This window comes from Geodermatophilus sp. DSM 44513 (genome assembly GCF_032460525.1).
GTDB lineage: Bacteria > Actinomycetota > Actinomycetes > Mycobacteriales > Geodermatophilaceae > Geodermatophilus.
On the sequence record NZ_CP135963.1, the window covers coordinates 495,944 to 522,906 of the forward strand.

At 75.2% G+C, this 26,963-nt stretch carries 28 protein-coding genes and 1 tRNA gene; 12 read left to right on the top strand and 17 right to left on the bottom strand.

Going from position 1 to position 26,963, the window contains the following annotated elements; translation table 11 throughout:
- Positions 1–83: 83 nt before the first annotated feature.
- Entirely contained in the window at positions 84–629 is a 546-nt protein-coding gene (locus RTG05_RS02295; RefSeq protein ID WP_166527286.1) for a helix-turn-helix domain-containing protein, read from the bottom strand.
- A gap of 257 nt (positions 630–886) precedes the next feature.
- Entirely contained in the window at positions 887–2,479 is a 1,593-nt protein-coding gene (locus tag RTG05_RS02300) for a phospholipase D family protein (RefSeq protein ID WP_166527287.1), read from the bottom strand.
- Positions 2,480–2,553: 74 nt separating this feature from the next.
- Here RTG05_RS02300 and RTG05_RS02305 point away from each other — a divergent pair, with 74 nt between their 5' ends.
- Both RTG05_RS02305 and RTG05_RS02310 read left to right on the top strand, forming a co-directional pair.
- Positions 2,554–3,822, top strand: a complete 1,269-nt coding sequence (locus RTG05_RS02305) for an aspartate kinase (protein WP_166527288.1) — start codon at positions 2,554–2,556, stop codon at positions 3,820–3,822.
- The gene (locus RTG05_RS02310; protein WP_166527289.1) at positions 3,819–4,886 is read left to right on the top strand and encodes an aspartate-semialdehyde dehydrogenase; all 1,068 of its coding nucleotides are present in this window, start codon (positions 3,819–3,821) and stop codon (positions 4,884–4,886) included. Before RTG05_RS02305 ends, RTG05_RS02310 begins: the two co-directional genes overlap by 4 nt.
- A 43-nt stretch (positions 4,887–4,929) precedes the next feature.
- Here the strand turns inward: RTG05_RS02310 and RTG05_RS02315 are convergent, their stop codons facing one another.
- The 3 genes from RTG05_RS02315 to RTG05_RS02325 all read right to left on the bottom strand — a co-directional run bounded on the left by RTG05_RS02315 (position 4,930) and on the right by RTG05_RS02325 (position 7,834).
- Complete coding sequence (locus RTG05_RS02315; protein WP_166527290.1) at positions 4,930–6,738, bottom strand: S9 family peptidase; 1,809 nt, start codon at positions 6,736–6,738, stop codon at positions 4,930–4,932.
- 63 nt (positions 6,739–6,801) lie between these two features.
- Positions 6,802–6,875, bottom strand: a tRNA-Pro gene (locus RTG05_RS02320).
- A 32-nt stretch (positions 6,876–6,907) separates the two neighbouring features.
- Positions 6,908–7,834 carry a metallophosphoesterase gene (locus RTG05_RS02325; protein WP_208104753.1) on the bottom strand — a complete coding sequence of 309 codons (927 nt, stop codon included), beginning with the start codon at positions 7,832–7,834 and terminating at the stop codon, positions 6,908–6,910.
- Between the two features lie 54 nt (positions 7,835–7,888).
- On the opposite strand from RTG05_RS02325, the gene RTG05_RS02330 reads away from it, so the two are divergent.
- Positions 7,889–8,341 carry a GatB/YqeY domain-containing protein gene (locus RTG05_RS02330; RefSeq protein ID WP_166527291.1) on the top strand — a complete coding sequence of 151 codons (453 nt, stop codon included), beginning with the start codon at positions 7,889–7,891 and terminating at the stop codon, positions 8,339–8,341.
- 2 nt (positions 8,342–8,343) lie between these two features.
- Here RTG05_RS02330 and RTG05_RS02335 read toward each other — a convergent pair whose 3' ends face one another.
- Genes RTG05_RS02335 through RTG05_RS02345 form a run of 3 tightly spaced genes read right to left on the bottom strand, consistent with a single transcriptional unit; the run spans position 8,344 to position 12,646 of the window.
- On the bottom strand, positions 8,344–10,380 hold the full coding sequence (locus RTG05_RS02335; protein WP_166527292.1) for a transglycosylase domain-containing protein: 2,037 nt from the start codon (positions 10,378–10,380) through the stop codon (positions 8,344–8,346).
- Between the two features lie 41 nt (positions 10,381–10,421).
- Complete coding sequence (locus RTG05_RS02340) at positions 10,422–11,654, bottom strand: ATPase BagB (RefSeq protein WP_315912246.1); 1,233 nt, start codon at positions 11,652–11,654, stop codon at positions 10,422–10,424.
- A complete protein-coding gene (locus RTG05_RS02345) occupies positions 11,651–12,646 on the bottom strand; it encodes an ATPase BagA (RefSeq protein ID WP_166527293.1) in 996 nt (331 codons plus the stop codon). Before RTG05_RS02345 ends, RTG05_RS02340 begins: the two co-directional genes overlap by 4 nt.
- Before the next feature lie 133 nt (positions 12,647–12,779).
- On the opposite strand from RTG05_RS02345, the gene RTG05_RS02350 reads away from it, so the two are divergent.
- The 3 genes from RTG05_RS02350 (at position 12,780) to RTG05_RS02360 (ending at position 14,371) form a co-directional block, all read left to right on the top strand.
- Positions 12,780–12,953: a Sp36 family protein gene (locus tag RTG05_RS02350; RefSeq protein WP_089306094.1), complete on the top strand. Its 174-nt coding sequence runs from the start codon at positions 12,780–12,782 to the stop codon at positions 12,951–12,953.
- A gap of 7 nt (positions 12,954–12,960) precedes the next feature.
- Positions 12,961–13,434: a RidA family protein gene (locus tag RTG05_RS02355; RefSeq protein WP_166527294.1), complete on the top strand. Its 474-nt coding sequence runs from the start codon at positions 12,961–12,963 to the stop codon at positions 13,432–13,434.
- A 127-nt stretch (positions 13,435–13,561) separates the two neighbouring features.
- Positions 13,562–14,371: an NUDIX hydrolase gene (locus tag RTG05_RS02360; protein WP_166527295.1), complete on the top strand. Its 810-nt coding sequence runs from the start codon at positions 13,562–13,564 to the stop codon at positions 14,369–14,371.
- Between the two features lie 181 nt (positions 14,372–14,552).
- Here the strand turns inward: RTG05_RS02360 and RTG05_RS02365 are convergent, their stop codons facing one another.
- Together RTG05_RS02365 and RTG05_RS02370 are read right to left on the bottom strand one after the other, a co-directional pair.
- Positions 14,553–15,227: a Crp/Fnr family transcriptional regulator gene (locus RTG05_RS02365; protein ID WP_166527296.1), complete on the bottom strand. Its 675-nt coding sequence runs from the start codon at positions 15,225–15,227 to the stop codon at positions 14,553–14,555.
- Between the two features lie 163 nt (positions 15,228–15,390).
- On the bottom strand, positions 15,391–15,675 hold the full coding sequence (locus RTG05_RS02370) for a hypothetical protein (RefSeq protein WP_315912247.1): 285 nt from the start codon (positions 15,673–15,675) through the stop codon (positions 15,391–15,393).
- 106 nt (positions 15,676–15,781) lie between these two features.
- Between RTG05_RS02370 and nth the strand changes: the two genes are divergently transcribed.
- Genes nth through RTG05_RS02395 form a run of 5 tightly spaced genes read left to right on the top strand, consistent with a single transcriptional unit; the run spans position 15,782 to position 19,553 of the window.
- Positions 15,782–16,579 (top strand): endonuclease III, encoded by a 798-nt coding sequence (nth, locus tag RTG05_RS02375; RefSeq protein WP_166527297.1) that lies wholly within the window; start codon positions 15,782–15,784, stop codon positions 16,577–16,579.
- Complete coding sequence (locus RTG05_RS02380; protein WP_166527298.1) at positions 16,576–17,157, top strand: TlpA family protein disulfide reductase; 582 nt, start codon at positions 16,576–16,578, stop codon at positions 17,155–17,157. Before nth ends, RTG05_RS02380 begins: the two co-directional genes overlap by 4 nt.
- On the top strand, positions 17,154–17,915 hold the full coding sequence (locus tag RTG05_RS02385; protein ID WP_166527299.1) for an NUDIX hydrolase: 762 nt from the start codon (positions 17,154–17,156) through the stop codon (positions 17,913–17,915). Before RTG05_RS02380 ends, RTG05_RS02385 begins: the two co-directional genes overlap by 4 nt.
- Before the next feature lie 32 nt (positions 17,916–17,947).
- Complete coding sequence (locus RTG05_RS02390; RefSeq protein WP_315912248.1) at positions 17,948–18,364, top strand: plastocyanin/azurin family copper-binding protein; 417 nt, start codon at positions 17,948–17,950, stop codon at positions 18,362–18,364.
- Positions 18,365–18,371: 7 nt separating this feature from the next.
- Complete coding sequence (locus tag RTG05_RS02395; RefSeq protein WP_166527301.1) at positions 18,372–19,553, top strand: MarP family serine protease; 1,182 nt, start codon at positions 18,372–18,374, stop codon at positions 19,551–19,553.
- Between the two features lie 115 nt (positions 19,554–19,668).
- Here RTG05_RS02395 and RTG05_RS02400 read toward each other — a convergent pair whose 3' ends face one another.
- The 3 genes from RTG05_RS02400 to acs form a co-directional block, all read right to left on the bottom strand.
- Positions 19,669–20,595 carry an alpha/beta fold hydrolase gene (locus RTG05_RS02400; protein ID WP_166527302.1) on the bottom strand — a complete coding sequence of 309 codons (927 nt, stop codon included), beginning with the start codon at positions 20,593–20,595 and terminating at the stop codon, positions 19,669–19,671.
- Between the two features lie 19 nt (positions 20,596–20,614).
- Entirely contained in the window at positions 20,615–21,118 is a 504-nt protein-coding gene (locus RTG05_RS02405) for a phage holin family protein (protein WP_166527303.1), read from the bottom strand.
- Positions 21,119–21,272: 154 nt separating this feature from the next.
- A complete protein-coding gene (gene acs / locus RTG05_RS02410) occupies positions 21,273–23,225 on the bottom strand; it encodes an acetate--CoA ligase (protein WP_166527304.1) in 1,953 nt (650 codons plus the stop codon).
- Positions 23,226–23,422: 197 nt separating this feature from the next.
- On the opposite strand from acs, the gene RTG05_RS02415 reads away from it, so the two are divergent.
- On the top strand, positions 23,423–24,145 hold the full coding sequence (locus tag RTG05_RS02415; protein WP_315912249.1) for a (2Fe-2S)-binding protein: 723 nt from the start codon (positions 23,423–23,425) through the stop codon (positions 24,143–24,145).
- Here RTG05_RS02415 and RTG05_RS02420 read toward each other — a convergent pair whose 3' ends face one another.
- From RTG05_RS02420 to RTG05_RS02435, 4 genes are all read right to left on the bottom strand, one after another.
- Positions 24,146–24,781, bottom strand: a complete 636-nt coding sequence (locus tag RTG05_RS02420; protein WP_166527306.1) for a M48 family metalloprotease — start codon at positions 24,779–24,781, stop codon at positions 24,146–24,148. It lies immediately after the preceding gene.
- 86 nt (positions 24,782–24,867) lie between these two features.
- Positions 24,868–25,143, bottom strand: a complete 276-nt coding sequence (locus RTG05_RS02425) for a helix-turn-helix transcriptional regulator (RefSeq protein ID WP_166527307.1) — start codon at positions 25,141–25,143, stop codon at positions 24,868–24,870.
- Positions 25,140–25,997 carry an ABC transporter permease gene (locus tag RTG05_RS02430; RefSeq protein ID WP_315912250.1) on the bottom strand — a complete coding sequence of 286 codons (858 nt, stop codon included), beginning with the start codon at positions 25,995–25,997 and terminating at the stop codon, positions 25,140–25,142. Before RTG05_RS02430 ends, RTG05_RS02425 begins: the two co-directional genes overlap by 4 nt.
- Positions 25,994–26,902, bottom strand: coding sequence for an ABC transporter ATP-binding protein (locus RTG05_RS02435; RefSeq protein ID WP_166527308.1), 909 nt, complete (start codon positions 26,900–26,902; stop codon positions 25,994–25,996). The genes RTG05_RS02430 and RTG05_RS02435 overlap by 4 nt, the downstream gene beginning before the upstream one ends.
- Positions 26,903–26,963: the final 61 nt, after the last annotated feature.

Genomic DNA, 26,963 nt, shown 5'->3' on the forward strand with positions numbered 1-26,963 from the left:
CAGCCACACGGGCAGCCGGCGGCGTGCCGTGGCGGACCCGAGCCGTCGTCGACCTCGTCGCACGCCCCGGGACAGGCGCAGGTCTAGCCGTCCTCGACGTCCCGGGACTCCCCGGCCAGGAACCGCCGCCGCCGCTCCCGGGCGACGGCCAGCCAGCGCGCGTCCAGCCGGGCCTCGGCCCGTTCCCGGGGGGAGTCGCCGGGCTGCGGCCGCTGGTGGTCCTCCGGTGTGCCCTGCACCCGCCGGACGGCGTCGCGCAGGTCGCGGCGGCGGTCGAAGGTGTACCAGGGGTCCTGGGGGTCGCGGCCGTGCTGCCCGAGCGCGTACCACCACCGGTCGTCGCCGTGGCGGGTGTCGAGGTGGGCGGGGTAGAACCGGCCGCCCTCGTCGCGGACCGCGTCGGCGTCCATGCCGGCCGCCTCCCGGCCCTCGGCGTCCAGCAGCGCCAGCCGCAGCCCGGCCAGCTCCGCGGCCCGTGCCAGGACCCGCGCGTCCATCCCCGAGCGGCCGCTCTCGACTGCCGCGACGGCGGACTTCGACACGCCGACCCGGGCCGCGAGCTCCCGCTGGGAGAGGTCGGCGACCCGGCGGATGCGGCGCACCAGGCCGCTGAGCTGGTCGTCGGTCACCGCCCGAGCATCCGGGCCGGTGGCGGCGCGCGGGGGTCGGCGTGTCCACCTGGGGAAGCTCGTGCTCTGCCCACAGTGCTGGGCAGAGCACGAGCTGCCGGAGGTGGTAGATGGCCGGCCGCCCTTCGTGCTCTGCCCACGGTGCTGGGCAGAGCACGAGCTCCCGGGAGGGGACACCGGGTGGGTGGGTCCGCGGCTCCCGGGGCGGCCCGCGGCTCCCGGGGCGTCAGCGGTGGTGCCGGTCGGGCCCGGGCGGGTCAGAAGTCGCCGCGCAGCCGCATGCCCAGCGAGCGGCCGTCGGGGTCGACCAGCAGCCGGTAGACCGGCGTGGCCCAGACCCGGTCCCGGCGGGACAGCCGCTCGGGGGTGTGCGGGCGCAGCCGCCCGGGTGGCCGGGGGCCGCGGCGGCCACCGTCGTGCCAGGCGTCCAGGGCCGCTGCGCTCGCGTCCAGCGCGGCCACGAACGCCCCCGGGTCGAGCAGGTCGTCGTCCTCGCTGCCGTCGGCGGCCCGGTCCAGGTGCTCGCGGGCCAGTCGCAGCCGCAGGTCGCGGGCGAAGACCCGGGCCCCGTCCCCGGCGCCGGTCGGGTCCCGGGGCTCGCGCGGGTCCCGCGTGCTGTCCAGCACCGCGGAGGACAACTCGCTGTCGTGCGTCCAGGAGCGCCGGTTGAAGTTGTCGCTGCCGACGCTGGCCCACACGTCGTCCACCACGCACACCTTGGCGTGCACGTATACCGGCGTCCCCCGGTGGTTCTCCACGTCGAAGACGTGCACGCGGTCGGTCCCGGCCCGGCGGCACATCTCGATGGCCTGCCACCGCCCGACGTACTGCGGCGTCACCGCGAAGGTGCCCTCCTGGTCGGGCACCCGGGGCACCACGACGACCAGGTGCAGGTCCGGGTTGTCCCGCAGCGCCTCGGCGAAGAGCCGGGCCACCTCGCCGGACCACATGTACTGGTCCTCCAGGTAGACCAGCCGGCGCGCCCGGGTGATCGCCTTGGAGTAGCCGCGGGCCACCGAGCGCTCCCCGCGCGGGGCAAAGTCGTACCCGGGCCGGAGGGCGGGGTAGGTCCGCAGCGACTGCACCAGGTGCGGCCCGGCCGGCGGGGGAGCGGGCAGCTGCGGCGGCAGGGGCTCGGCGACGAGGTCGGCCCCGCGGATGCGGTCGCGCACCCAGGCCAGCGGGTTGTGCGAGTCGGGACTGGTGGGGTCGTCCCACCGCTCGCGGAAGACGGTGTCCAGGACGCCGACGGCCGGTCCGCGGATCTCCAGCTGCACGTCGTGCCAGGGCGGGGTCGGCCCGTACTCCGCGGCCATCGGCACCGCCTGCGGGTCGCCCCCGTGGTCGGCGTCGTCGCGGCGGCTGTGGCACAGGTCGATGCCGCCGACGAAGGCGACGTCCCGGGTGGCGTCCTGGTCGTGGCGGAGCACGACCAGCTTCTGGTGGTGGCTGCCGCCGCGGCGCACCCGCTGGTCGAGGATGACCATCCCGCCGCCGTCCTCGACCTCGGCGTCGAGGGCGCGGTTGGCCTCCTTGCTGAACGACATCCAGTCGGTGTGCGACCGCCACACCAGACCGCGCACGGTGACCCCGCGGCGCACCGCCTCGGTGAACAGCTGGGCGACCGTCGGCCCGCCCGGGCGCAGCTCCTCGTCGGGGTCGCCGCGCCAGTCGGTGAAGAACAGGTGGTCGCCCTCGTCGAGGACCTGCACGCACTCCACCAGCCGGTCGAAGTAGGTCACGCCGTGCACGAGCGGTTCGGCGTGGTTGCCCTCGGTGTACGCGGGCAGGTCGGACGCCGGGTTGCCGCGCTCCTCGGCCGTCAGCAGCCAGCGCTCCGCGTCGTCCACCGGGTGATCACAACGTCCTGCCCCCGGGGACGCAACCACGGCCGCCCCGGGGGACGTCGGTAACCTCGTGCCCCGTGGCCCTCGTCGTCCAGAAGTACGGCGGCTCGTCCGTCGCCTCCGCCGCGCACGTGAAACGCGTCGCCGAGCGGATCGTGGCGGCGAAGGAGGCCGGCGACGACGTCGTGGTCGTGGTCTCGGCGATGGGTGACACCACCGACGAGCTGCTGGACCAGGCCGCGCAGATCACCGACGAGCCGCCCGGCCGCGAGCTAGACATGCTGCTCACCGCGGGCGAGCGCATCTCCATGGCCCTGCTGGCCATCGCCATCAACACCCACGGGTACGAGGCCCGGTCCTTCACCGGATCGCAGGCCGGGGTGATCACCACCTCCAGCCACGGCCGGGCGCGGATCATCGACGTCACGCCCGGGCGGCTGCGGGAGGCCCTCGACGACGGCGCGATCGTCATCGTCGCCGGCTTCCAGGGCGTCAGCCAGGACACCAAGGACGTCACCACGCTGGGCCGCGGCGGGTCGGACACGACCGCCGTCGCCGTCGCCGCGGCGCTGCGGGCCGACGTGTGCGAGATCTACACCGACGTCGACGGGGTGTTCACCGCCGACCCGCGGATCGTGCCCAACGCCCGGCGGCTGGAGACGGTGACCTACGAGGAGATGCTCGAGCTCGCCGCCTCCGGGGCCAAGGTGCTCGTGCTGCGCTGCGTCGAGTACGCCCGCCGCTACGGCATCCCGGTGCACGTCCGCAGCTCCTACTCCCAGCTCCCCGGCACCACGGTGACCGGCTCGATGGAGGACCTCACGGTGGAACAGGCCATCATCACCGGCGTCGCGCACGACCGCTCCGAGGGCAAGATCACCGTCTTCGGGGTGCCCGACCGGCCAGGTGAGGCCGCCCAGCTCTTCCGCGTGCTGGCCGAGGCCGAGGTCAACATCGACATGATCGTGCAGAACGTGTCGGCGGCGGCCAGCAAGCTCGCCGACATCTCCTTCACGCTGCCCAAGAGCGACGGCCCGGCCGCCCTCGCGGCGCTGGAGCAGGTCAAGCACACCGTCGGCTACACCGACGTCACCTTCGACCAGCACATCGGCAAGGTGTCGCTGGTCGGTGCGGGCATGCGCTCGCACCCCGGCGTGTCGGCGCGCTTCTTCGGCGCGCTGGCCGACGCGGGGGTCAACCTGGAGCTGATCAGCACCTCGGAGATCCGCATCTCCGTGGTGTGCCGGGACACCGACGTGGACGTCGCCGTCCGCGCGGTGCACGACGCCTTCGACCTCGGCACCGAGGAGGCCGAGGCGGTCGTCTACGGAGGGACGGGACGATGAGCACGCTGTCGAGCGGGCAGGGCTCCAGCGACGGGCTGCGGGTCGGCATCGTGGGCGCCACCGGTCAGGTGGGCGCGGTCATGCGGCAGGTCCTCGCCGAGCGCCGCTTCCCGATGAGCGAGCTGCGCTTCTTCGCCTCCGCCCGGTCCGCCGGCAGCACCCTGCCCTGGGGCGACGGCGAGATCGTGGTGGAGGACGCCGCCACCGCCGACCCGGCCGGCCTGGACGTCGCCCTGTTCTCCGCGGGCGCAGCGACCTCGCGGGTGCAGGCGCCGCGGTTCGCCGCGGCCGGTGTCACCGTGATCGACAACAGCTCGGCGTTCCGCCGCGACCCCGACGTCCCGCTGGTCGTCGCCGAGGTCAACCCGCACGCCCTGGCCGAGGTGCGCACGGGCATCGTCGCCAACCCGAACTGCACCACGATGGCCGCGATGCCGGTGCTCAAGCCGCTGCACGACGAGGCGCAGCTGGTGCGCATCGTGGCCAGCACCTACCAGGCGGTCTCCGGCAGCGGGCTGGCCGGTGTCGAGGAGCTCGACGGCCAGGTCAGGGCGGTCGTCGACAAGGCCGCCGAGCTGACCCACGACGGCGCGGCCGTCGCCTTCCCGGAGTCGGTGAAGTACGTCCGCCCGATCGCGTTCAACGTGCTGCCGATGGCCGGCTCGCTGGTCGACGACGGGTCGGCCGAGACCGACGAGGAGCAGAAGCTCCGCAACGAGAGCCGCAAGATCCTGGGCATCCCCGACCTGCGGGTGTCGGGCACCTGCGTGCGGGTGCCGGTCTTCACCGGGCACTCGCTGTCGCTGAACGTGGAGTTCGCGCGCGAGCTCACCGTCGAGCGGGCGACCGAGCTGCTCTCGTCCGCGCCGGGGGTGGAGCTGTCCGACGTCCCGACGCCGCTGCAGGCCGCCGGGCGCGACCCCAGCTACGTCGGCCGCATCCGGACCGACCCGGGTGTCGACGGCGGGCGCGGGCTGGCGCTGTTCGTCAGCAACGACAACCTGCGCAAGGGCGCGGCGCTCAACACCGTGCAGATCGCCGAGCTCATCGCCGCGTCCCGCTGACCGGAGTGTGGGAGTGCAGGAAACCTGCACTCCCACACTCCGGTCAGGGCGTCACGTGGCGGAGCGCGAAGGCGAGGGCGACCTCCACCTGGCGGATGGTCTCCTCGATGACCAGCGAGCCGTGGCCGGCGTCGAAGCGGTACACCTCGTGCGGCCGGTCCAGCTCGGTCAGCCGGGCCAGGTAGTTGTCGATCTGCCGGATCGGGCAGCGCGGGTCGTTGGCGCCGGCCACCACCAGTACCGGCGCGCGCACCTGCTCGACGTAGGTGATCGGCGAGGAGCGCAGGTAGACGTCGCGCACCTCGTCGGGTGAGCCGCCGAACAGCGCCCGGTCGTAGGCGCGCAAGCCCTCCATCTCGTCCTCGTAGGCGGCCAGGTAGTCCGCCACCGGCACCTCGGCGATGCCGGCGGCCCAGCGCCCGGGCTGGGTGCCCAGGCCCAGCAGGGTGAGGAAGCCGCCCCACGACCCGCCCGAGATGAGCGCCCGCGCCGGGTCGAGGAAGCCCTCCTCCACCAGCGCGTCGTACACCGCCGCGACGTCCTCGAGCTCGGTGAGCCCGGGCCGGCCGGTGAGCGCGTCCCGCCACGCGGACCCGTAGCCGGTCGACCCGCGGTAGTTCACGTGCACGACCGCGTACCCGGCGTCCACGTAGGCCGCCCGGCGGGCGCGGTAGGAGTCGTCGTCGGCGGCCTCCGGCCCGCCGTGCACCAGGAAGGCCGTGGCGTACGGCGGCTCCCCGGCCGGGCGCACCACCAGGGCGTGCACGTCGCCGCCCGGGCCGGGCACCCAGCGGTCCTCGACCGGGTAGGCCGCCGGCGGCTCCGCACCGGGCGCGGCGAGCACCACCGGCCCGTCGGCGCGGCGGACCACCGGGGGCCGCTCGGCGTTGGACCAGGCCAGCTCCACGGTGCCGTCCGGGCGGGCGGTGGCCCCGCGGACGACGCCGCGCGGGGTGTCCAGCTGCTCCAGCGCGCCGGTGGTCAGGTCGTAGCGGTACAGCTCGCTGCGCGCGGCGTGGTCGTGGCCGACCAGCAGCGCCGAGCCGTCGGGGTACCAGCCGGCGGTCACGTCACCGGGCAGGTCCAGGACGACCTCGGTCTCGGTGTCGGTGCCGACGTCCCAGACCAGCAGCTCCTCGCGGCCGCGGCGCTCGTGACCGACCAGCAGCCGCCGGTCGCCGGGGAGCGGGGCGAACTCCAGTGCGTGCAGCCCGCGGCCCTCGCCGTCCCACTTCTCCGCGACGACGTCGGGGGCGTCCTCGGTCGTGGTGGCGGTCCGCAGCACCCGCAGCGCCGGGTAGCGCGGGTCGCCGTGCTCGGAGTGCGAGACGACCAGCAGGTCCTCGTCGTGGGTGAGCGCGTCGACCGAGGCCGGGTCCGCGTGTCGGTACACCACCCGCGGCGTGCCGCCGGCCGGGGCCAGCCACAGCTCGGAGCCGTCGTCGGTGGACCGGCCGACCACCACCACCGACGACCCGACCTCCAGCCCCGCCGGGTAGGCCGGACCCACCTCGGGGACGGCGACCCGGTCCTCCCCGCCGGCGAAGGGCTGGGTCATCCAGACGCCGAACTCGTCGCCGTCGGTGTCGGCGAACCACCAGATCGTCTCGCCGTCCGGGCTGAGCGTGCCGATCAGCGTGCCGTTGGGCCGGTCGGTGGCCTGCCGGTGGACGTCGGTGCCGCGGTCCCAGGCGTACTGCTCGACGACGCCGCTGACGTCGGAGGAGTACAGGCTGCGGTGCGGGGCCTGCAGCGCCCAGTCGGGCAGGCTCACCCGGGGGGCGCGGAAGCGGGCCTGCCAGCGGGCGGTGACCTCGGGAGGCAGGGCGGGGACGGTGGGCTGGGCGGTCACCCGTCCATTGTCCCCGGCACCGGAACGCACCAGGGGCCGCCTCGCGGCGGCCCCTGGACAGCGTCGGGGTGACAGGATTTGAACCTGCGACCTCGTCGTCCCGAACGACGCGCGCTACCAAGCTGCGCCACACCCCGAGGTACGCCGACGAGTCTAGCCGACGCCCGGCTCAGCCCCGACGGGCGGTGAGGGTGAGCAGCGTCGCCTCCGGCGGGCAGGCGAACCGGGCCGGGGCGTACGGGCTGGTGCCCAGGCCGGCGGAGACGTGCAGCCAGGTGCCGTGCGGGTGGTCCACCGAGGGCTCGGCCCAGCGGTGCAGCCAGCGGGCCCGGGCCCGGTCGATGCCGCAGTTGGTGACCAGCGCCCCGTAGAAGGGCACCCGCAGCTGCCCCCCGTGGGTGTGCCCGCACAGCAGCAGGTCGTGACCGTCGGCGGCGAACCGGTCGAGCACCCGGGGCTCGGGGGAGTGGGCCAGCCCGATCCGCAGGTCCGCGGCCGGGTCGGCCCGCCCGGCGACGTCGTCGTAGCGGTCGCGGCCCAGGTGCGAGTCGTCGACGCCGGCGAACACGATCCGCCGTCCGGCGACGACGAGCTCGCCGCGGGCGTTGGTGAGGTCCAGCCAGCCGCGGGCGGTGAGCCCGTCGCGCAGCTCCCGCCAGGGCAGCTCGTCGCCGTGCACCCGCACGTGGTCGGGCCGGAAGTACTTGAGCGGGTTCTTCGGTCGCGGCGCGTGGTAGTCGTTGCTGGCCAGCACGAAGACCCCGGGGCGGTCCAGCAGCGGCTCCAGGGCGCGCAGCGTCCCGGGGACGGCGTCGTGGCCGGCCAGGTTGTCGCCGGTGTCGACGACCAGGTCGGGCTCCAGGGCGGCCAGCGAGGCCACCCACTCCTGCTTGGACCGCTGCCCGGCGGTCATGTGCAGGTCGGACAGGTGCAGCACCCGCAGCGGCGCCGAGCCCGGCGCGAGGACCGGGACCTCGAAGCGGCGCAGCGTCCAGCGGGTGCGCTCGTAGAGGGAGGCGTAGGCAGCTCCGGCGATGGCGATCCCCGCGGTCGCAGACGCGAGGACGGCGGCCGGGGGGGCGGTGGTCGCGCGCACGGCAGCCGAGCGTACGGGCGCGCCCCCGGATCACGCCGTGCGAGGCTGGGGCCCGTGTCCACCCTGAAGGAGACCCTGCGCGTCGACCTGACCACCGCGATGAAGTCCCGCGACGAGCTGCGCACCGCCACGCTGCGGATGGTGCTGGCGGCGGTCAGCGCCGAGGAGGTGGCCGGCAAGGAGGCCCGCGAGCTCGCCGACGACGAGGTGCAGGCGGTGCTCCGCCGGGAGGCCAAGAAGCGCCGCGAGGCCGCGGAGGCCTTCGCCTCGGCCGGTCGCACCGAGCAGGCCGCCCGGGAGCGCGCCGAGGGCGACGTGGTCGCCGCCTACCTGCCGGCCCAGCTGGAGGACGCCGACCTGGCCGCCCTGGTCGCCGACGTCATCACCCGCACCGGGGCCAGCGGCATGCGGGACATGGGCCGGGTCATGGGTGCGGTGAGCGGTGAGGTCGCGGGCCGCGCGGAGGGCGGCCGGGTGGCCGCGGAGGTCCGCCGCCAGCTCGGCTGAGCTCAGCCGGCCGGCGGCGGCGGCGCCGGGGCGAAGGGCACCGGCTGCTGCGCGGTGAGGATCGGGGTCATCGCGTCCCCCCAGATGCCGGCACCCAGCGCGCCGCCGTAGCCGCCGACGTCCTGGTTCTGCAGCGGGCTGAACACCATCACGCTGGCCGCGTACTGCGGGGTGTAGCCGACGAAGCCCACCGAGTCCCGGTCCTGGTTGGTGCCGGTCTTGCCGGCGATCTGGTGTCCGGGGACGTAGGCCCGTGCGCCGGTCTGGCCGCTGAAGCCCGGCTCGACGTCCTTGCGCAGCATCTGGTTCATGGTGTCGGCCACCGCGGGGGGCACGGCGGCCTCCGTGCAGCGGTCCTCGCTGCCCAGCGGCCGGCCGTCCTCGCCGGTGAGCGGCTGCCCGGAGCGGTCCAGGACCGCGGTGACCGGGCTGGGGTCGCAGCGGGTGCCGCTCGCGGCCAGCGTGCCGACGGAGGTCGCCAGGTCCAGCGGGCTGGTGGCGTCGGGACCGAAGGTGAACGACCCGCGGTTCTCCGAGATGATCGTGTCCGCCGGGAACTGGTTGGGCGCGTCGAAGTGCATCCCGAGCCGCTGCGCCATCCGCACCGGGCCCTCGACGGAGCCCAGTTGGTCCTCCAGGGCCAGGAAGTAGGTGTTGGAGGACCAGTAGAGGGCCTGCTCGAGGTTCAGCGTGCTGGGGTAGCCGTTGCCGACGTTGTTCACCGAGTACGGCTTCGGCCGGCCCTGCTCCGGGTCCCAGTCGCGGAACACCCGGGACAGGTAGGGCTGCGGCGTGGTGATCGTGTGGCCCGGGCCGAACCCGGCCTCCAGCGCGGCCGCGGCGGTGAACACCTTGTAGATGGAGCCGGCGCCCTTGCTGGGGACGACGTTGAAGTTGACCGACTCGCACCCGGGGCCCTCGCACCCGAAACGGCGGTTGCTCGCCATGGCCAGCACGTGGCCGGTGCCCGGCTCGACCGCGGTGAAGACCCCGACCAGCGGGTCCTCGCTGGCCAGCGTGCCGAGCACCGCCTGGTCGGCGGAGGCCTGCAGGTCCGGCCGCAGCGTCGTCTGGACGGTCAGGCCGCCGTTGTCCAGCAGCTCCTGGCTCAGGCCCAGCGTCTGGGTGAGGTACTGCTGCACGTAGGCGCAGAAGAAGCCGCTGATCGCCGCGTCGATGCAGCCGTTGGGTGCGCTCGGGCCGGGCACCACCTGCACCGGCTGCGCGGAGGTCTCGGCGAACTCGGCCTGCGTGATCATGCCGAGGTCCAGCATCCGCTGCAGCACCTGGTTGCGCCGGTCCTGCCCGTTCTGCGGGTTGGTGACCGGGTCGTCGACCGACGGGCTCTGCACCAGGCCGGCGAGCATGGCCGCCTGCGGCAGGGTCAGGGCGGCGGCGTCCACGCTGAAGTAGCGCTGCGCGGCGGCCTGCACGCCGTAGGCGCCCTGGCCGAAGTACACGAGGTTGAGGTAACGGGTGAGGATCTCGTCCTTGGAGTACTGCTCCTCCAGGGCGAGGGCCAGCCGCGCTTCGCGAAGCTTGCGCCCCACGCTCTCCTCGGTGGCGGCCAGCCGCTCCTCGGCGGTGTCCGCGGTCTGCGCGAGGGTCTGCTTGACCAGCTGCTGGGTGAGCGTCGAGCCGCCCTCCTGCACCGAGCCGGCCGCCAGGTTGGTCGCCAGCGCCCGGGCGGTGCCCTGCACGTCCAGGCCGTTGTGCTCGGTGAAGCGCGAGTCCTCGATGGCCACCAGCGCGTCCTTCATCACCGGCGCGATCCGGTCCGACGGCACCGGCGTCCGGTCGTCCCGGTAGAACATGGTGAGCAGCGACCCGTCGGCGGCGAGCACGCGGGTGTTGCCGGCCGGCGTCTCGTCGGTGAGCTCGACCGGCAGGGCGTCGAGCAGCGACGCGGAGTTGCGGGCGACCACGCCCGTGCCGCCGACGAAGGGCAGCATCAGTCCGGCGACCAGGGCTCCGGCGAGGACGATCGTCCCCGCGAGCTTGGCGAGGACCCGGGCGCGGGGGGTGGCGACGGGAGACATCGCGGGCCAATGTACGTGGCCGCGGGCACCCGGCGGCCTGGTCAGCGGCGGCGCGCGGGGAGGATGCGCCGGCGGGGCACGCCGGTGGGCGTGTCGCCGTCCGGGCCCGTGAGGGCCTCGGCCATGGCGCGCAGCCCGTCGAGGTCGTGCACGTCGCCCGCGGCCGCCGGCACGGTGCGGACGGCGACCTCCGGGTGGGCGCTGGTGAACCGGTCGGTCAGCTGCTGCTCCCGGGTGGCCAGCGTCATCCGCTCGGCGTGCACCCGCAGCGCCCCGGCGGCCAGCTCGGCACCCGCTCCGCCGGCCTCCAGCACCTCCTCGGCCGCGCCGTCGGCCCGGGTCGCCGACAGCGCCGTCGTCGTGGGCGGGTGGGTGCGGTTGAGCACCAGCCCGGCCAGCGGCATCTGCTCGGTGGACAGCCGGTCGACGAAGTAGGAGGCCTCCCGCAGCGCGTCGGGCTCTGGGGTGGCGACCACGACGAACCACGTGCCCGGCCGGCGCAGCAGCTCGTAGGTGGCGGTGGCCCGCTCGCGGAAGCCGCCGAACATGGTGTCCAGCGCGGAGACGAAGGCGGAGATGTCCCGCAGCAGCTGGCCGCCGAGGATCTTGGAGATGATCCGGCTGAAGAACAGGAAGCCGGCGCTGGCGATCCGGAACCCGGTCCGGCTGGGCGCGGTGAGCAGCCGGATCATCGTGCCGTCCAGGAAGCGGCTCATCCGGTTCGGGGCGTCGAGGAAGTCCAGCGCCGACCGCGACGGCGGGGTGTCGACGATGATCAGGTCCCACCGGTCACCGGCCCGCAGCTGACCCAGCTTCTCCATCGCCATGTACTCCTGCGTGCCCGCGAAGGAGGACGAGAGCGTCTGGTAGAAGGGGTTGTCCAGGATCTGCTGGGCACGTTCGGGCGTGGAGTGCGCCACGACGATGTCGTCGAACGTGCGCTTCATGTCCAGCATCATCGCGTGCAGCTCACCGGGCGCCCCGGGGACGGCCACCCGCCGGGGCTCGTTGTCCAGCTCCACCAGCCCCAGGGACTGCGCCAGCCGGCGGGCCGGGTCGATGGTGAGGACGACGACGGTGCGGCCGGCCTGGGCCGCGGCCATCGCCAGGGCCGCCGACGTCGTCGTCTTGCCCACGCCGCCGGCGCCGCAGCAGACCACGATGCGGGTCCCGGGGTCGGTGACCAGCTCGGCCAGCTCCAGGGGCAGCGCCTCGGGCGCGGGCGGTGCCGGCGGGCGCGGCTGCCGGCGGGTGCGCGCGGTCGTCTGCGTCACGCCGCGACCTCCGCGCGCAGGTGCGCCTCCAGCCGGCCGGCGAGCTCGAACAGGGCACCGAGGTCGATCGGGCCGGGCAGCAGGGGCAGCTCCAGCGTCGGGCGCCCCATCGCCTCCACCTCGTCGCGCAGCGCGTCCTGGGCGGCCCAGCGGCGGGCGTGCTCGGTGGCCTCGGCGGCCAGCGCGTCGGCCAGCCCGGGCACGTCCTGCAGGCCGGCGGCGGTCAGGGCCGGCGCCAGGTCCTCGCCGGTGAGCCCGTCGGTGGCGGCGCGGACCAGCTCCGGCTCGGGGAGGGCTGGCTCGGTGGCCATGTTCACCACGACCGACCCCAGCGGCAGCCCGACCGCGGTCAGGTCGGCGATGGCGTCGGCGGTCTCCTGCACCGGCATGTCCTCCAGCAGCGTCACGAGGTGCACCGCCGTCTGCGGCGACTTGAGCACGGCCATGACCCCGTCGCTCTGCGTCTTGATCGGACCCGAGCGGGTCAGCCCGGCCATCTCCCCGGTGACGTTGAGGAACCGGGTGATCCGGCCGGTGGGCGGGGCGTCGACGACCACCGCGTCGTGCACCGGGCGGCCGTCGGGGCGGCGCCGGGTGACCGCCTCCTTGACCTTGCCGGTCAGCAGCACGTCGCGCAGACCCGGGGCGATCGTCGTGGCGAAGTCGACCGCCCCCACCCGGCGCAGGGCCCGGCCGGCGCGGCGCAGGTTGTAGAACATCTCCAGGTACTCGAGGAGGGCCTCCTCGACGTCGATCGCCAGCGCCTTGACCTCGCCGCCGCCGCGGGTGACGGCGACCCGCCGCTCCTCGTAGGGCAGGGGCGGGGTGTCGAACAGCTGCGCGATGCCCTGGCGGCCCTCGGTCTCCACCAGCAGCACCTGCCTGCCGTCGGCGGCCAGGGCCAGGGCGAGGGCCGCGGCGACGGTGGTCTTGCCGGTCCCGCCCTTCCCGGTGACGACGTGGCATCGCACGGGTGACGGGGCGGGGTCCACGGGACGAGCGTAGGAGTCGCCCGCCAGCCGGGCCTCCCCGCGGTGGTGAGCGGCGGCCCTCCCTGCCCCCCACCGCGGGCTCGCTCGCGGTGGGGGGGCAGGGAGGCCCTCCACCTGCGCTAGCGTCGCGCCCATGAGCGAACCGGCCCGCGTGCGGTGGGAGTACGCCACCATCCCGCTGCTGATCCACAACACCAAGGCGATCCTGGACTCCTGGGGCGTCGACGGCTGGGAGCTGGTCACCGTGCTGCCGGGGCCCGGAGGCGCCGACCAGCCCGTGGCCTACCTCAAGCGCCCCGCCGGCTGAGCGCGCTGTGAGCGGCCCCCAGCCCCCGTCCTGGCACGCCCGGCTGGCCGAGCTGGGCATCCGGCTGCCTCCGGTCGCCACCCCGGTCGCCGCCTACGTCCCGGCGGTGCGCAGCGGCCAGCTGGTGCACACCTCCGGCCAGCTGCCCTTCGTCGACGGCGGGCTGCGCCGCACCGGCAAGGTCGGCGGCTCGGTCGACCCCGAGGACGCCGCGCACGACGCCAAGCTGTGCGCCCTCAACGCGCTGGCCGCGGTCGACGACCTGGTAGGCCTGGACCAGGTGGCCCGCGTCGTCCGCGTCGTCGGCTACGTGGCCAGCGCCGAGGGCTTCACCGGCCAGCCGCGGGTGGTCAACGGCGCCAGCGAGCTGCTCGGGCGGATCTTCGGCGAGGCCGGCCGGCACGCCCGCAGCGCCGTCGGTGTGGCCGAGCTCCCGCTGGGCGCCCCCGTCGAGGTCGAGCTGACGGTCGAGCTGCGTTGATGGTCGCCCTACCGGGCGACACCGCGGCCAGGTGCCGTCCCCCGGCTGCGTTGAGCGCGCCCCCGTGTCCCGGACGGGAGGCCTCCGGCCTCCGCGACCGGTCCACCGCGACCGCGGCTCACCTCGGATGACGCGCCCCACCGCCCCCGCGGAGCCGAAGCAGGCGGCGACCGTGGTGCTGCTCCGCGACGGCGTCCCCGGCCTGGAGGTCTACCTGCTGCGGCGCACCCGTGGCATGCCGTTCGCCGGCGGCATGACCGCCTACCCCGGTGGCAGCGTGGACCCGCGTGACGGCGACGTCGAGACGGCCTGGGCCGGCCCGCCGCCGGCGGAGTGGGCGCACGCCTTCGGGTGCGACGAGCGGCTGGCCCGCGAGCTGGTCTGCGCCGCGGTCCGCGAGACGTTCGAGGAGGCCGGGGTGCTGCTCGCCGGGGCGCCCGACGGCGGGGACGTCGTGCCGGACGTCTCCGGCGAGGAGTGGGAGGCCCAGCGGCAGGCCCTGCTGGTCCGCGAGCTGTCCCTCGCCGAGCTGCTCGCCGGCCGCGGCCTGGCGCTGCGGTCGGACCTGCTGCGGCCCTTCGCGCACTGGATCACCCCGCCGGCCGAGCCGCGGCGCTACGACACCAAGTTCTTCGCCGCCGCGCTGCCGGTCGGCCAGGAGGCGCGGCACGTCACCGGCGAGGCCGACGAGGTGAGCTGGCTGACGCCGTCCGCCGCGCTGGCCGAGATGTCGGCCGGTACCCGACCCATGCTGCCGCCGACGATCCACACCCTCGGGCAGCTGGAGCCCTTCGCCGACGTGGCGACGGCGCTCGCCGGGTCACCGCCGGAGCCGCTGCACCCGATCACCCCGTCGTTCACCGACGAGCCCGACGGCCGCTGGGCCGTGCTGCCCGACGGCACCCGCATCCGCTTGGTCGTGCCGCTCCCGTCCTGAGGGGGTGGACGTGAGAGGCCCGGAACCAGACTGGTTCCGGGCCTCTGACGTTCGATCGGTGGGCGACCACTGCCGATCGCGCCGAGTGGGCCCCGGAGGGGTCCGCGCAGGCGCGGTGCAGCGGCTCGACGCGACGGGGGTACGGCTCCTGGCCGCGGTGCGGTCCGGTAGGACCGCCGTGTCATCGCGCGCGGCGGCGCAGGCGCTCCTCGTCGAGGACGACCACCGACTTGCCCTGCAGCTGGATCCAGCCGCGGTGCACGAAGTCGGCCAGCGCCTTGTTCACCGTCTCCCGCGAGGCGCCGACCAGCTGGGCCAGCTCCTCCTGGGTGAGGTCGTGCTTGACGCGCAGGCCCTCGCCCTCGCGGCTGCCGAACCGGTCGGCCATCTGCAGCAGCGCCTTGGCCACCCGCCCGGGGACGTCGGTGAAGATGAGGTCCGCGACCGAGTCGTTGGTGCGGCGCAGCCGGCGGGCCAGCACGTGCAGCAGCCGCTCGCCGACCTCGGGGTGCGCCTCGATCCACGGGCGCAGCACCGACTGCGGCATGCGGGCCAGCTTGACGTCGGTGACGGCGGTGGCCGTCGCCGTCCGCGGGCCGGGGTCGAACACCGACAGCTCGCCGAACTGGTCCGACGGGCCCATTACGGCCAGCACGTTCTCCCGGCCGTCCGGTGCCCGGCGGGACAGCTTGATCTTGCCGGAGATGACGATGTAGAGGCTGTCGCCCGGCTCGCCCTCGTTGAAGACGACGCGGCCGCGGGGGAGCGTCACGGTCTCCAGGCGGCTCGCGACCGGGTCCACCGATTCCGCCGGCAGTCCCTGGAAGAGCCCCGACTGGGCCAGCACCTCGTCCACTACGCGTCCTCTCGCACACACCGCACAGGAGGACCGGCACGCGGCCGGCCCAGGTCAGCAGCCGCTCCCTCGCGACGCCGTCCACGAGAGTCTAGGGGGCTGTGCCGATCATCACCCGATCAGTGGGACCGCCCTGACCCCGAGGGGGCAGGAGGGTCCTCGCTCACACGACGGGCGGCTCGGCCCCGCGGCGCACCCGGGACGCCCGCCGGCGGCGCCAGCGCGAGAGGGCGCGGCGGATGCCGGAGTTGGCGAGCGTGTCCACCTCACCCGGGGTGGCCGTGGAGAGGAACTCGGCCACCTCGCGGGGGCCGGCAGGCCGGCGCAGCGGCTCCTCGACGCGCTCCATCACCAGCAGGAAGGCGATGACCAGGGGCGGGAACAGGATGACGCTGAGGGCGACCACCCGCTGCTCCTCTCCGTCGCCGGGGACGCGGCCGATCGGCACGCGCCGCACACCTGTCTACCCCGGCGCGCCGCACGGACACCCCGGCGGGGTCGCGGGGAACAGCACGCGCCCGGGACGGTCGTCCGGTCCGCCTACCCTCGACCGCGTGTCGACGCCTGCCGCCCGGCCCGCCTACGCCCGGCCCGTCCCGCCGCGCGCCCGTCGAGCAGCCGCCCGGGGTGGCTCCCCGTTCGACCCGGCGGAGACGCCACTGGCGCGCACCCGGCGGGCCCGGCGGATGGCCCGCGAGCTGGCACTGATCCACCCCGACGCGCACTGCGAGCTGGACTTCACCAACGCCTTCGAGCTGCTGGTGGCCACCGTGCTCTCCGCGCAGACCACCGACAAGACCGTCAACAAGGTCACCCCCGCGCTGTTCGCCCGCTTCCCCGACGCCCAGGCGCTCGCCGGGGCCGACCGCGCCGAGCTGGAGACCATCCTCAAGCCCACCGGCTTCTTCCGGGCCAAGGCCGCCTCGGTGCTGGGTCTGGCGCAGGCACTCGTCGAGCGCTTCGACGGCGAGGTGCCCGGCCGGATGGCCGACCTGATCACCCTGCCCGGCGTGGGCCGCAAGACCGCCAACGTCGTCCTCGGCAACGCCTTCGGCGTCCCCGGGCTCACCGTCGACACCCACTTCGGCCGGCTGGTGCGCCGGTTCGGCTGGACGGCGGAGGAGGACCCGGTGAAGGTCGAGACCCAGGTCGCCGAGCTGGTGCCCAAGCGCGACTGGACGATGTTCAGCCACCGGGTGATCTTCCACGGCCGGCGGGTCTGCCACGCCAGGAAGGCGGCCTGCGGCGCCTGCGGCCTCGCGCAGTGGTGCCCGTCGTACGGGATCGGGCCGACCGACCCGGAGGTCGCGGCCACGCTGGTCAAGACCCCGGCCGCCTCCGACACCGAATGAGCGCGCGCAGCAGGACGGCGGCCGGCGCGCTGGCGCTCGGGCTCGCGCTGGCCGGGTGCACCGCGGCCGCGGACCAGCCGGACGCCGCGCCGTCCACCCCACCCGTCGGGAACACCACGGCCGCCTGCCCCGAGCAGCCCGGGGAGGCGGCCACCGGCGACGCGGTGCTCGCCGACGTGACCGTGGACTGCCTGGGCGGCGGCCGGCTGCACCTCGGCCAGGCGCAGGGCGTGCCCACGGTGGTGAACCTGTGGGCCACCTGGTGCGGGCCCTGCCGGGAGGAGCTGCCCCTGGTGCAGGAGCTCGCCGACCGCGCCGGTGACCGGCTCAAGGTGGTCGGGCTGGTCACCAAGGACACGGCCGGCAACGGCGCCTCCTTCGCCGCGGACGCCGGCATCACGATGCCCACCGGGGTGGACGCCGAGGGCCTGCTCGTCGACGCCCAGCAGCTGCCCGCCCTGCCGTACACCTACCTCCTCCGTGCCGACGGCTCGGTCGCCCACCTGCAGATGCGGCCGGTCACCTCGGTGGGGGAGCTGGAGGCGCTGGTCGCCGAGCACCTCGGGGTGACACCGTGACCACGGCCGACCTGCCCGCGGACCTGCCCACCTACCTGCACCGGCTGCTCGCGGCCGGCGACGACCTCCCGCTGCGGCACCGGATGCCCCGGCCGACGGCGACCGCCCGCCGCTCGGCGGTCCTCATCCTCTTCGGCGAGGGACCGCGCGGCGCCGACGTCCTGCTCATCGAGAAGTCCGCCCACCTGCGCACCCACGCCGGGCAGCCGGCGTTCCCCGGCGGCGGCGCCGACCCCGGGGACGACTACCCGGTCGGCACCGCGCTGCGCGAGGCGGAGGAGGAGGCCGGCATCGACCCCGACGGGGTCCGGGTGCTGGCGACCCTGCCCGAGCTGTTCCTCGGCCCCTCGGACAACCTGGTCGTCCCGGTCGTGGCGTGGTGGGACGACCCGCGCGACGTCACCGTGGGCGACCCGCGCGAGGTGGCCCGGGTGGCGCGGGTCCCGCTGGCCGACCTCGTCGACCCGGCCAACCGCTTCCGCGCCCGCCACCCGTCGGGCTACGTCGGCCCGGCGTTCGGCGTCGCCGGCATGGTGGTCTGGGGCTTCACCGGGGGGCTGCTGGACGCCGTCCTCGAGGCCGCGGGGCTGACCCGGCCCTGGGACACCTCCGACGTGCGGCCCCTGCCGGCGCTCGGCGTCCGCCGTCCCCAGCTGCCCGGCACCCTCGACCCGGTGGACGAGGAGGACGCCGCCGCGCCGACGGTCGCCGACCCCGCACCCGACGGCCCGTCTGCGCGTACGGTTCCCCCGCGATGAACGCCAGAAGGGGTCCCTGCCGGAAGGCCGCGGTGCTCGCTCTCGCGGTGGCCCTGCTGGCCGGCTGCGGCGGTGGCGGCGGGACGGCCGGGCCGGACGCGGCGCCGTCCTCGTCGGGGCCGGCCCTGGGCACGGTGACCACCGCGCCGGACGGCGTCCAGGAGGTCACCCTGCAGACGCAGGACGACTACGTGTTCACCCCGGACGCGTTCACCGTGGCGCCCGGCCCGGTGCGGCTGACGGTGGTCAACGCCGCCGAGCAGCTGACGCACAACTTCCGCTTCACCCCCGACGCCGGGCCCGAGCCGATCGACCCGGAGATCCCGCTGCTGACGGTGGGGGAGAGCCGCACCATCGAGTTCACCGTCACCACGCCGGGCGAGTACGGCTTCGAGTGCAGCTTCCACACACAGCTGCAGCAGTACGGCACGATGACGGTCAGCGGCTAGGTCCGGCATGTCGGTCGTCGACCTCGTCCTCATCGGGCTGGCGCTGGCGTTCGCCCTGTCCGGGTTCCGCCAGGGTGTGATCGTCTCGGCCACGTCCTTCTTCGGCTTCTTCGGCGGCGCGGTCCTGGGCGCCCAGCTGTCCGGGCCGGTCGCCGACCGGTTCGACGGGACGGCGACCTCCCGGGTGTTCGTCGCGCTGGTCGTCGTCCTGGCCGTCGCGCTGCTGGGCCAGGTGGTCGCCGGCGCGGTCGGGCGGGCGGTGCGCCGCCGGGTGACCTGGCAGCCGGCCGAGGTCGTGGACTCCGTCGCCGGGGCGCTGCTGTCGGCGGTGGCCGTCCTGCTGGTCGCCTGGATGGTCGCCACGCCGCTGGCGAACGCGCCCTTCCCGGGGGTCTCCACGCAGGTCAAGCAGTCGGCGCTGGTGCAGGCGGTGGACCGCGCCGTCCCCGACGGTGTCCGGGTGGTCTACGACTCGCTGCGGGAGGCGATCGACCGCAACGGGCTGCCCGACGTGCTGGACCCGCTGACCCCCACCCAGGTGCCCGACGTCCCCGCGCCGGACCCGGCGCTCATGGGCAGCCCGGTGGTGCGGTCGGTGGCCGGGTCGGTGGTGCAGATCAGCGGGGTGGCGCCGTCGTGCTCCCGGCAGATCGACGGCTCCGGGTTCGTCTACGCCACGGAGCGGGTGATGACCAACGCGCACGTGCTCGCCGGCGTCGCCGACCCGGTGGTCACCGCGGAGGGCGAGGACTACGACGCCGTCCCGGTGTACGTCGACGAGGCGGCCGACGTCGCGGTGCTGGCCGTGCCGGGGTTGCCGCAGGTGCCGCTGACCTTCGCCGACGAGCCGGCCGGGTCCGGGGACGACGCGATCATCATGGGCTACCCCGGCGGCGGCGGTCTGTTCGTCGGGCCGGCGCGGGTGCGCCAGCGGACCGACATCAGCGGCCCGGACTTCCGCAACGAGCAGACCGTGGTGCGCGACGTGTACGCGCTGCGCGGTGAGGTGCGCGCCGGCAACTCCGGCGGGCCGCTGTTCGACCCGGAGGGCCAGGTGCTCGGCGTCGTGTTCGCCTCGGCGATCGACGACCCGCTGACCGGTTATGCGCTCACCTACGAGGAGGTGCAGGACGCCGCCGCGATCGGCACCGCCTCGTCGGCCCCGGTGGCGACCGGCGCCTGCGAGTAAGAGGACCTCCTTGCCCCCCACCGCTCGCAGGCTCGCGGCGGGCCCCTGCAAGGAGGCCGTTCCAGCACGTCGCCAGGCTCGCGGCGGGCCCCTGCGCGGGGGCCGTTCCAGTCCCTCAGCGAAGCCAGTCGAGGAGGGCGGCGTTGACCTCGTCGGGGACCTCCTCGTGGGGGAAGTGGCCGACGTCGGGCAGCTCCCGCCACGCGTAGGCGCCGGCCACGTACCGGCCCGAGCCGCGGGCGGACGCCGGCAGCACGCAGGTGTCCAGCGCGCCGTGCAGCTGCAGCGTCGGGGCGGTCACCGGGGCGGCCATCCGGCGGGCGTAGCGCCACCCGTCGGGGCGGATCTGGGAGCGGCCGGCCCAGCGGAAGTACTCCATCGAGCCGTAGGCGGCCTGCGGGATGCGGGCGGCCGACCGGTAGCGGGCGACGGCCAGCGCGAAGTCCGCGGTCGACGTCCACCCCGGGCCGGCCCAGCGGCGCAGCAGCTCGGCGACCGGGTCGTCGTCGGTGCGGGTCAGCCGCCGCTCGGGCAGCCGCGGGAGCTGGAAGCCCAGCACGTGCCGCAGTGCCCGGCGCTGGGCCCGGTCGCGCAGCGCGGCGCGCAGCTGCCGGGGGTGGGCCATCGACAGCACGGACAGCCGGCGGACGCTGCGCGGGTGCAGCGCGGCCATCGTCCAGGCCACCAGCCCACCCCAGTCGTGCCCGACCACGACGGCGTCCTGCTCACCGAGGGCGCGGACCAGCGCGGCGACGTCCGCGGCGGCCGTCGGCAGGTCGTAGCCGCGCGGCGGCTTGTCGCTGCCGCCGTAGCCGCGCAGGTCCGGGGCCACGGCGCGGAAGCCGGCCGCGGCCAGTGCCGGCAGCTGCGCCCGCCAGGCCCACCAGAACTCGGGGAACCCGTGCAGCAGCAGCACCAGCGGCCCCTCGCCGGCCTCGGCGACGTGCAGCCGGACGCCGTTGGCCGACAGGTCGCGGTGCGTCCAGGGGCCGGGCAGCAGGACGCTGGTGGCGTCCGGCGGCTCCTCGTCGGCGGGGGTCACCGGGGCCGGGCGGGCCCGGTCAGACGGTGTAGTCCTCGCGGCCGGGCAGCTGCACCCGGCCGTTGCTGACGGTGGGCACCTCGCGGCGGCGCTGGCCGGGGGCCTCGCGGTGCACGACCTCGGGCAGGTCGCGCAGCGTCTCGATGGTGCGCTCGGGCTTCTCGATCTTCTTCAGCGAGCTGCGGCCGACCAGGGCGGCGACCGCCGCGAGCAGCACCAGGAGGAACCACACGATGACGTAGGAGATCCAGCGCTCCAGGCCCAGCCAGGTGAGGAACTCCGCGATCGCGATGAAGAGGAAGACGCCGGAGAAGGCCAGCAGGACACCGGCGGCGGCGAGGGCCCCGGCGCCGATGCCGGCCTTCTTCGCCGACGAGCCGATCTCGGCCTTGGCCAGCTCGATCTCGCTGCGGATCAGCGTCGAGACGTCGGCCATGGCGCTCTGCACGAGGGTGCCGACCGAGGGCTCGTCCGCGCGGGTGCTGCGGGCCCCGGACGGGCTCGACGGTGCGGTGTGGGCCACGAGGGGCACCTCCTGGGGTCGGACGGACGGCTGTCGGGCCGTCCGGACGACGGACCCACCAGGAGATCGTGCCCCATGATCACCGGCCGCGCGCCCCGGCCTCCCGGGCAGCGGAGTCGCTGGGTGACGGGGACCGTCACCCAGCGACTCCGGTTCAGTCCTCGGAGGACGCGTTGGCCGGGAGCTTGTCCTTGATCAGGTTCATCACCGAGTCGTCGGTCAGCGTGGTGACGTCACCGAGCTCCCGGTTCTCCGCGACGTCGCGCAGCAGCCGGCGCATGATCTTGCCCGACCGGGTCTTGGGCAGCTCCTGCACCACCATGATCTGGCGGGGCTTGGCGATCGGGCCGATGTCCTTGGCCACGTGGCTGCGCAGGGTCTGCACCAGGTCGTCGCCGGAGTCCTGGGCGCTGCCGCGCAGGATGACGAAGGCCACGATGCCCTGCCCGGTGGTCGGGTCGCTGGCGCCCACGACCGCGGCCTCGGCCACCGTCGGGTGGGCCACCAGCGAGGACTCCACCTCGGTGGTGGAGATCCGGTGCCCGGACACGTTCATGACGTCGTCCACCCGGCCGAGCAGCCAGATGTCGCCGTCGGCGTCCTTCTTGGCGCCGTCCCCGGCGAAGTAGACCTGCGTGCCGAACCGCGACCAGTAGGTGTCGACGTAGCGGTCGTCGTCGCCCCAGATGGTGCGCAGCATCGACGGCCACGGCTCGGTGAGCACCAGCAGCCCGGTGGCGTCGTCGCCGAGCTCCTTGCCCTCGTCGTCGACCACCTTGGCCGAGATGCCCGGGAAGGGGGTCTGCGCGGAGCCGGGCTTGAGGCTGGTCACGCCGGGCAGCGGGGTGATCATGTGCGCACCGGTCTCGGTCTGCCACCAGGTGTCCATGATCGGGCAGCGGCCGCCGCCGATGTGCTCGTGGTACCACAGCCACGCCTCGGGGTTGATCGGCTCACCGACCGAGCCGAGCAGCCGCAGCGTGGACAGGTCGAAGCCGGCCGGGACGTCCTCGCCCCACTTCATGAACGTCCGGATCACCGTGGGTGCGGTGTAGAGGATCGTCACGCCGTACTTCTGGATCAGCTCGAACCAGCGGCCGCGGTGCGGGGTCTCCGGCGTTCCCTCGTACATGACGCTGGTGGCCCGGTTGGCCAGCGGCCCGTAGACGATGTAGCTGTGGCCGGTGACCCAGCCGACGTCGGCGGCGGTCCAGTAGACGTCGCTGTCGGGCTTGAGGTCGAAGGTCGCCCAGTGCGTGTAGGCGACCTGGGTCAGGTAGCCGCCGGAGGTGTGCAGGATGCCCTTGGGCTTCGCCGTCGTCCCCGACGTGTACATGATGTAGAGCGGGTGCTCGGCGTCGAAGGCCTCGGGCGTGTGCTCGGCCGACTGCCGGGCCACGACGTCGTGCCACCACAGGTCGCGGCCCTCGGTCCACTCGACGTCCTGCTCGGTGCGCTTGACGACGACCACGGTGCGGACGCCGGGGCTGCGGGACACCGCGTCGTCCACGGCCGGCTTGAGCGCCGACGGCGCGCCGCGGCGGTACCCGCCGTCGGAGGTGATCACCAGGACGGCGCCGGAGTCGTCGAGCCGGCTGGCCAGCGCGTCGGCGGAGAACCCGCCGAACACCACCATGTGGACGGCGCCGATGCGCGCGCAGGCGAGCATCGAGATGACCGCCTCGGGGATCATCGGCAGGTAGATGGCGACCCGGTCACCGGCCTGCACGCCGAGCTCGACGAGGGCGTTGGCGGCGCGGGAGACCTCGTCCTTGAGCTGGGCGTAGGTGATCGTGCGGGTGTCGCCGGGCTCGCCCTCCCAGTGGTAGGCGACCTGCTCGCCGTGCCCGGCCTCGACGTGGCGGTCCACGCAGTTGTAGGCGACGTTGAGCTTCCCGCCCACGAACCACTTGGCGAACGGCGGGTTGGTCCAGTCCAGCACCTCGTCCCACCGCTGCGCCCAGCTCAGCCGGTCGGCCGCCTCGGCCCAGAAGCCCAGCCGGTCCTGCGCGGCCCGCTCGTGGGCGTCGGGACCCACGTTGGCCTGTGCCGCCACCTGGTCCAGCACCGGGAACCGGCGGCCCGCCACTTCGGTCGACTCGCTCATGCGACTCCTCCTGTTCCGCGGCGTCGTCGTCGACGCCGTCGTCCTGTCCGGGGTCGCGACCGGCACCCGGCCCACGCGACGCAGCGTGCTCCCCGCCACACCGTATGGCCCCGCGGGCTCCGCGTCTGCCCGGGTGCGACGAGGGGGCGGACGGGTGCGGCACCGGGTCCGGCGCGCCGGCCGGTCAGACTGTCCCGGTGACGTCAGGGCTGCAGGCGGCGGTGGCCGCACGGGTGCCCGGGGCGGCGGCGCTCGGCCTGGTCGTGCCCCCGTCGACGGACGCCGTCCCCGCCGTGCTGCTCGCCGACCGGGACTGGACTGCCGCCCGGCTGGCCGCGCTCGGGGCGCGCTACGCCGTCGACCACCGGGCCCCCGGAGACCGGCGGGTGCTGGCCACGGTGTGGTGGTACTCCGCGTCCTCGGTGCTGCTCACCCCCGCGCTGGCCGGGCTGGCCACCGGGCTGCCGCTGTCGGCCCGGCTGGCGGACACGTCCGTGGCCCTGCTCGGCGGGGGGACGCCGATCGCCGCGACGTCGTCCGCCCCGGGCGGGGACACCGCCGCCGAGCTGCGGGAGACGCTGGCCGCCGTCGTCGACACCGTGGCCGCGGTGGGAGGCGTGCGCCCGCGGCCGCTGTGGGCGGTCGCGGCCGACTCGCTGGCCAACCGGCTGCTCGCGCTGGGCCGGGCGCTCGGCGAGGAGGACCGGCTCACCGCCCTGGCCGCGCCGCTGGCCGCCGCGCTCGGGCCGCCCCTGCCGGCGCCCCGCTACGTCGACGTCACCGGCGTCCGGTTCACCCGGCGGGTGTCGTGCTGCCTGCTGTACCGGCTGCCGCCCGAGCCGCTGTGCACCTCCTGCCCCCGCCGGCCGGCCGCCGAGCGGCAGGTGCTGCTCGAGGACACCGCGGCGCGGATGGCCTGATCAGTACAGCGGCGGGGCGACGCCCGGACCGCCCTCCCGCTGCGCGGCGGCCACCCGCGCACTCGGGGTGGGCTCCCGCGCGTGCAGCCGGGCCCACCTCGACGGGTCGGGCCGGCCCCCGAACACCTGCCGGGTGAGCGTGCCGGGGTCGTGGCCCGCCCGCCTGAGCACCTCCCGGCCCGCCGCGTCGCAGGCGGCCCGGGTCCGGCGGGACAGGGCTGCGGCGGCGACCGGGGACAGCAGGCCGACGGTGGTGGTGACGGCGAGCGTCGCGGCACCGGGCAGGTCCACGACGCCGGCCAGCTCCGCCAGCCCGGAGCCGACCCACAGCGTGGCCAGCAGGCCGCCGACCACCCACCCCTGCCGCCGGCGGCGACGCGGGACCGGCGAGGCCCAGTGACCGAGGGCGGTGGCCAGGTGCCAGGTCTGCGCGTCGGGGGTCTCCCGCAGCAGGGTCGAGGACACGACCACGTGGTCTTCTCCGTCGGCGCCGCCCTGCACGGTCGCGGGCAGCAGCCGGCCCCTCGGGTCCTCGACGACGTCGAGGGCCGGCAGGGGCAGACCGGACCGCGCGGCGAGCACGCGCAGCCGCGCGCGGAGCAGGCGGGCCTCGTCCTCCCGCTCGTCGGTGGCCATCGCCGGGAGTGTGCGGCAGCCGGGGTCCGGCCACCGGCGGGGAACGGGGGGCCGACCCGATCGGGTGACGGCGGAGGGGTGCCGGGTCAGCCGGCGGCGGCGGGTGGCTCCGGGGCGTGGGCGTCGCTGATCCGCGGGAAGGGGCGGGTGGAGAAGACCACCTCCACCGGCAGACCGAAGAACTCCGCGATGCGCAGTGCCAGGTGCAGGCTGGGGTTGTACTCGCCGCGCTCCAGGTAGCCGACCGTCTGGTAGTGCACGCCCAGCGCGTCGGCCAGCTCGCGCCGCGTCACGCCGCCCTCGGCGCGCAGCAGCGCGATCCGGTTGTAGACGGCGTCCGCGCCGGGTCGCTCGCCGCTCACCGCACCCACTGTCCGGCCGTGTCGCGGGCCGCGGCGACCTGCGAGCCGGACTGGCGGCGCGCCATCCGCCGCAGCACGACCGGGGCGACCAGCAGCCCGGCCACCGCCCACGCGGTCAGCACGAGCACCACCTGGGGGGTCCGCCACGAGCCGCCGAGCTCCAGCGCCGCGGCGGACCCGGGCAGGGAGCCCGAGCGCAGCCCGAGGCCGATCCAGTACGTCGGGAAGACCTGGGCCACACCCTGCAGCCAGCCCCACAGGAGCTGGACCGGGAAGAAGACGCCGGAGATCGCCGTCGTCACGAGGACCGGCAGCAGCCCCCACGTCCCCACCTTCTGCACGTCGGGCACGAGCGACCCCAGGACCAGTCCCGCAGGCAGGGTGGCCAGCAGGCCGAGCGCCAGCACCCAGGCGACGGTGAGCCAGCCGCCGGCGCCGGCCGGCACCACGCCCTCGAACAGCAGGGCGCTGGGCACCAGCACCACCAGCAGCGTCGGCAGCAGGTTGAGGGAGTGGTGGGTCACCTGACCGGTGACGTAGCCCCGCAGGCCGTGCGGGACCAGCCGGTGCCGCAGCAGCGTGCCGTCCTCCCGCTCCATGGCCAGGGCGAAGGCGCAGTTGAAGACGGCGGTGAACGCCACCAGAGCGGCGAGGATGCCCGGGAGGGCCACGGCGGGGTAGGACAGCGAGGTCCCCGCGACCTGGTCGTCCCGGTTGATCCACAGGTAGGCCAGCGTGCCCACGGCCATGACCAGGTACCCGGCCTGGTCCTGCGGGCTGGCCAGGCCCTGCCGGAACTCCGTCCAGCCGCGGCGCAGACCGAGCCGGACGGCGTACGCCGCACCGGCGCTCACCGGGTCACCTCCACCAGCTGCGGCCGGACGCCGGCCTGGTGCCGGGCGACCATCGCGAAGTAGGTGTCCTCCAGGCTGGCGCGCCGGACCTCGAGGTCGGCCACCTCGTCGCCGTACTGCTCGAACAGCCGTCGCACGAAGGAGGTCGGGTCGTCGGTGGCGTGCACGAACCGCTCCCCGTACCGGGTCCAGCGCACCTCGCTGGTGGTCGCCACCTGCCGGTTGAGCGCCTCGGCGCTGCCGTCGGCCACGATCCGGCCGCCGGCGAGGACGAGGATCCGGTCGGCCAGCCGCTCGGCCTCGGCCAGGTCGTGCGTGGTCAGCAGGATGGTCGTGCCCTCCAGGTCCGACAGCCGGTGCACCAGGTCGTGGAAGCCCCGGCGGGCCTCGGGGTCGAAGCCGGCGGTGGGCTCGTCGAGGAAGAGCAGCTCGGGCCGGCCGACGATGCCGACCGCGACGTCCAGCCGCCGCCGCCGCCCCCCGGACAGGGTGGCGATCCTGCGGTCGGCGTCGTCGGTCAGCCCCACGGTGTCCAGCAGCCGGTCGACGTCGGACGGGCGGGGGCGCTGCGGCGTCGAGTACGGCCGGTAGAACTCGCCGAGGTGGGTCAGCAGGCGGCGCGGCGTCCAGCGGGGGTGGTCGCGCCAGGACTGCAGGACCACGCCGACCCGCGCCCGCCACGCGTCGTCGGCCCGGGCCGGGTCGGTGCCCAGCACCTCGACGTCCCCGGCGGAGGGCAGCCGGGAGCCCTCCAGCACCTCGAGGGTGGTGGTCTTGCCCGCGCCGTTGGGCCCGAGCAGGCACACCACCTCGCCGGGGTGGACGTCGAGGTCGACGCCGGCGAGCACCTCGTGCGTGCCGTAGCTCATCCGCAGGTCACGCACCCGGACGACGGGTCCGCTCATCGCCACCCCACCCTCTTGTCGGTGCGGTGATAGTAGGTGTACTACATCTGCAGCACAACTG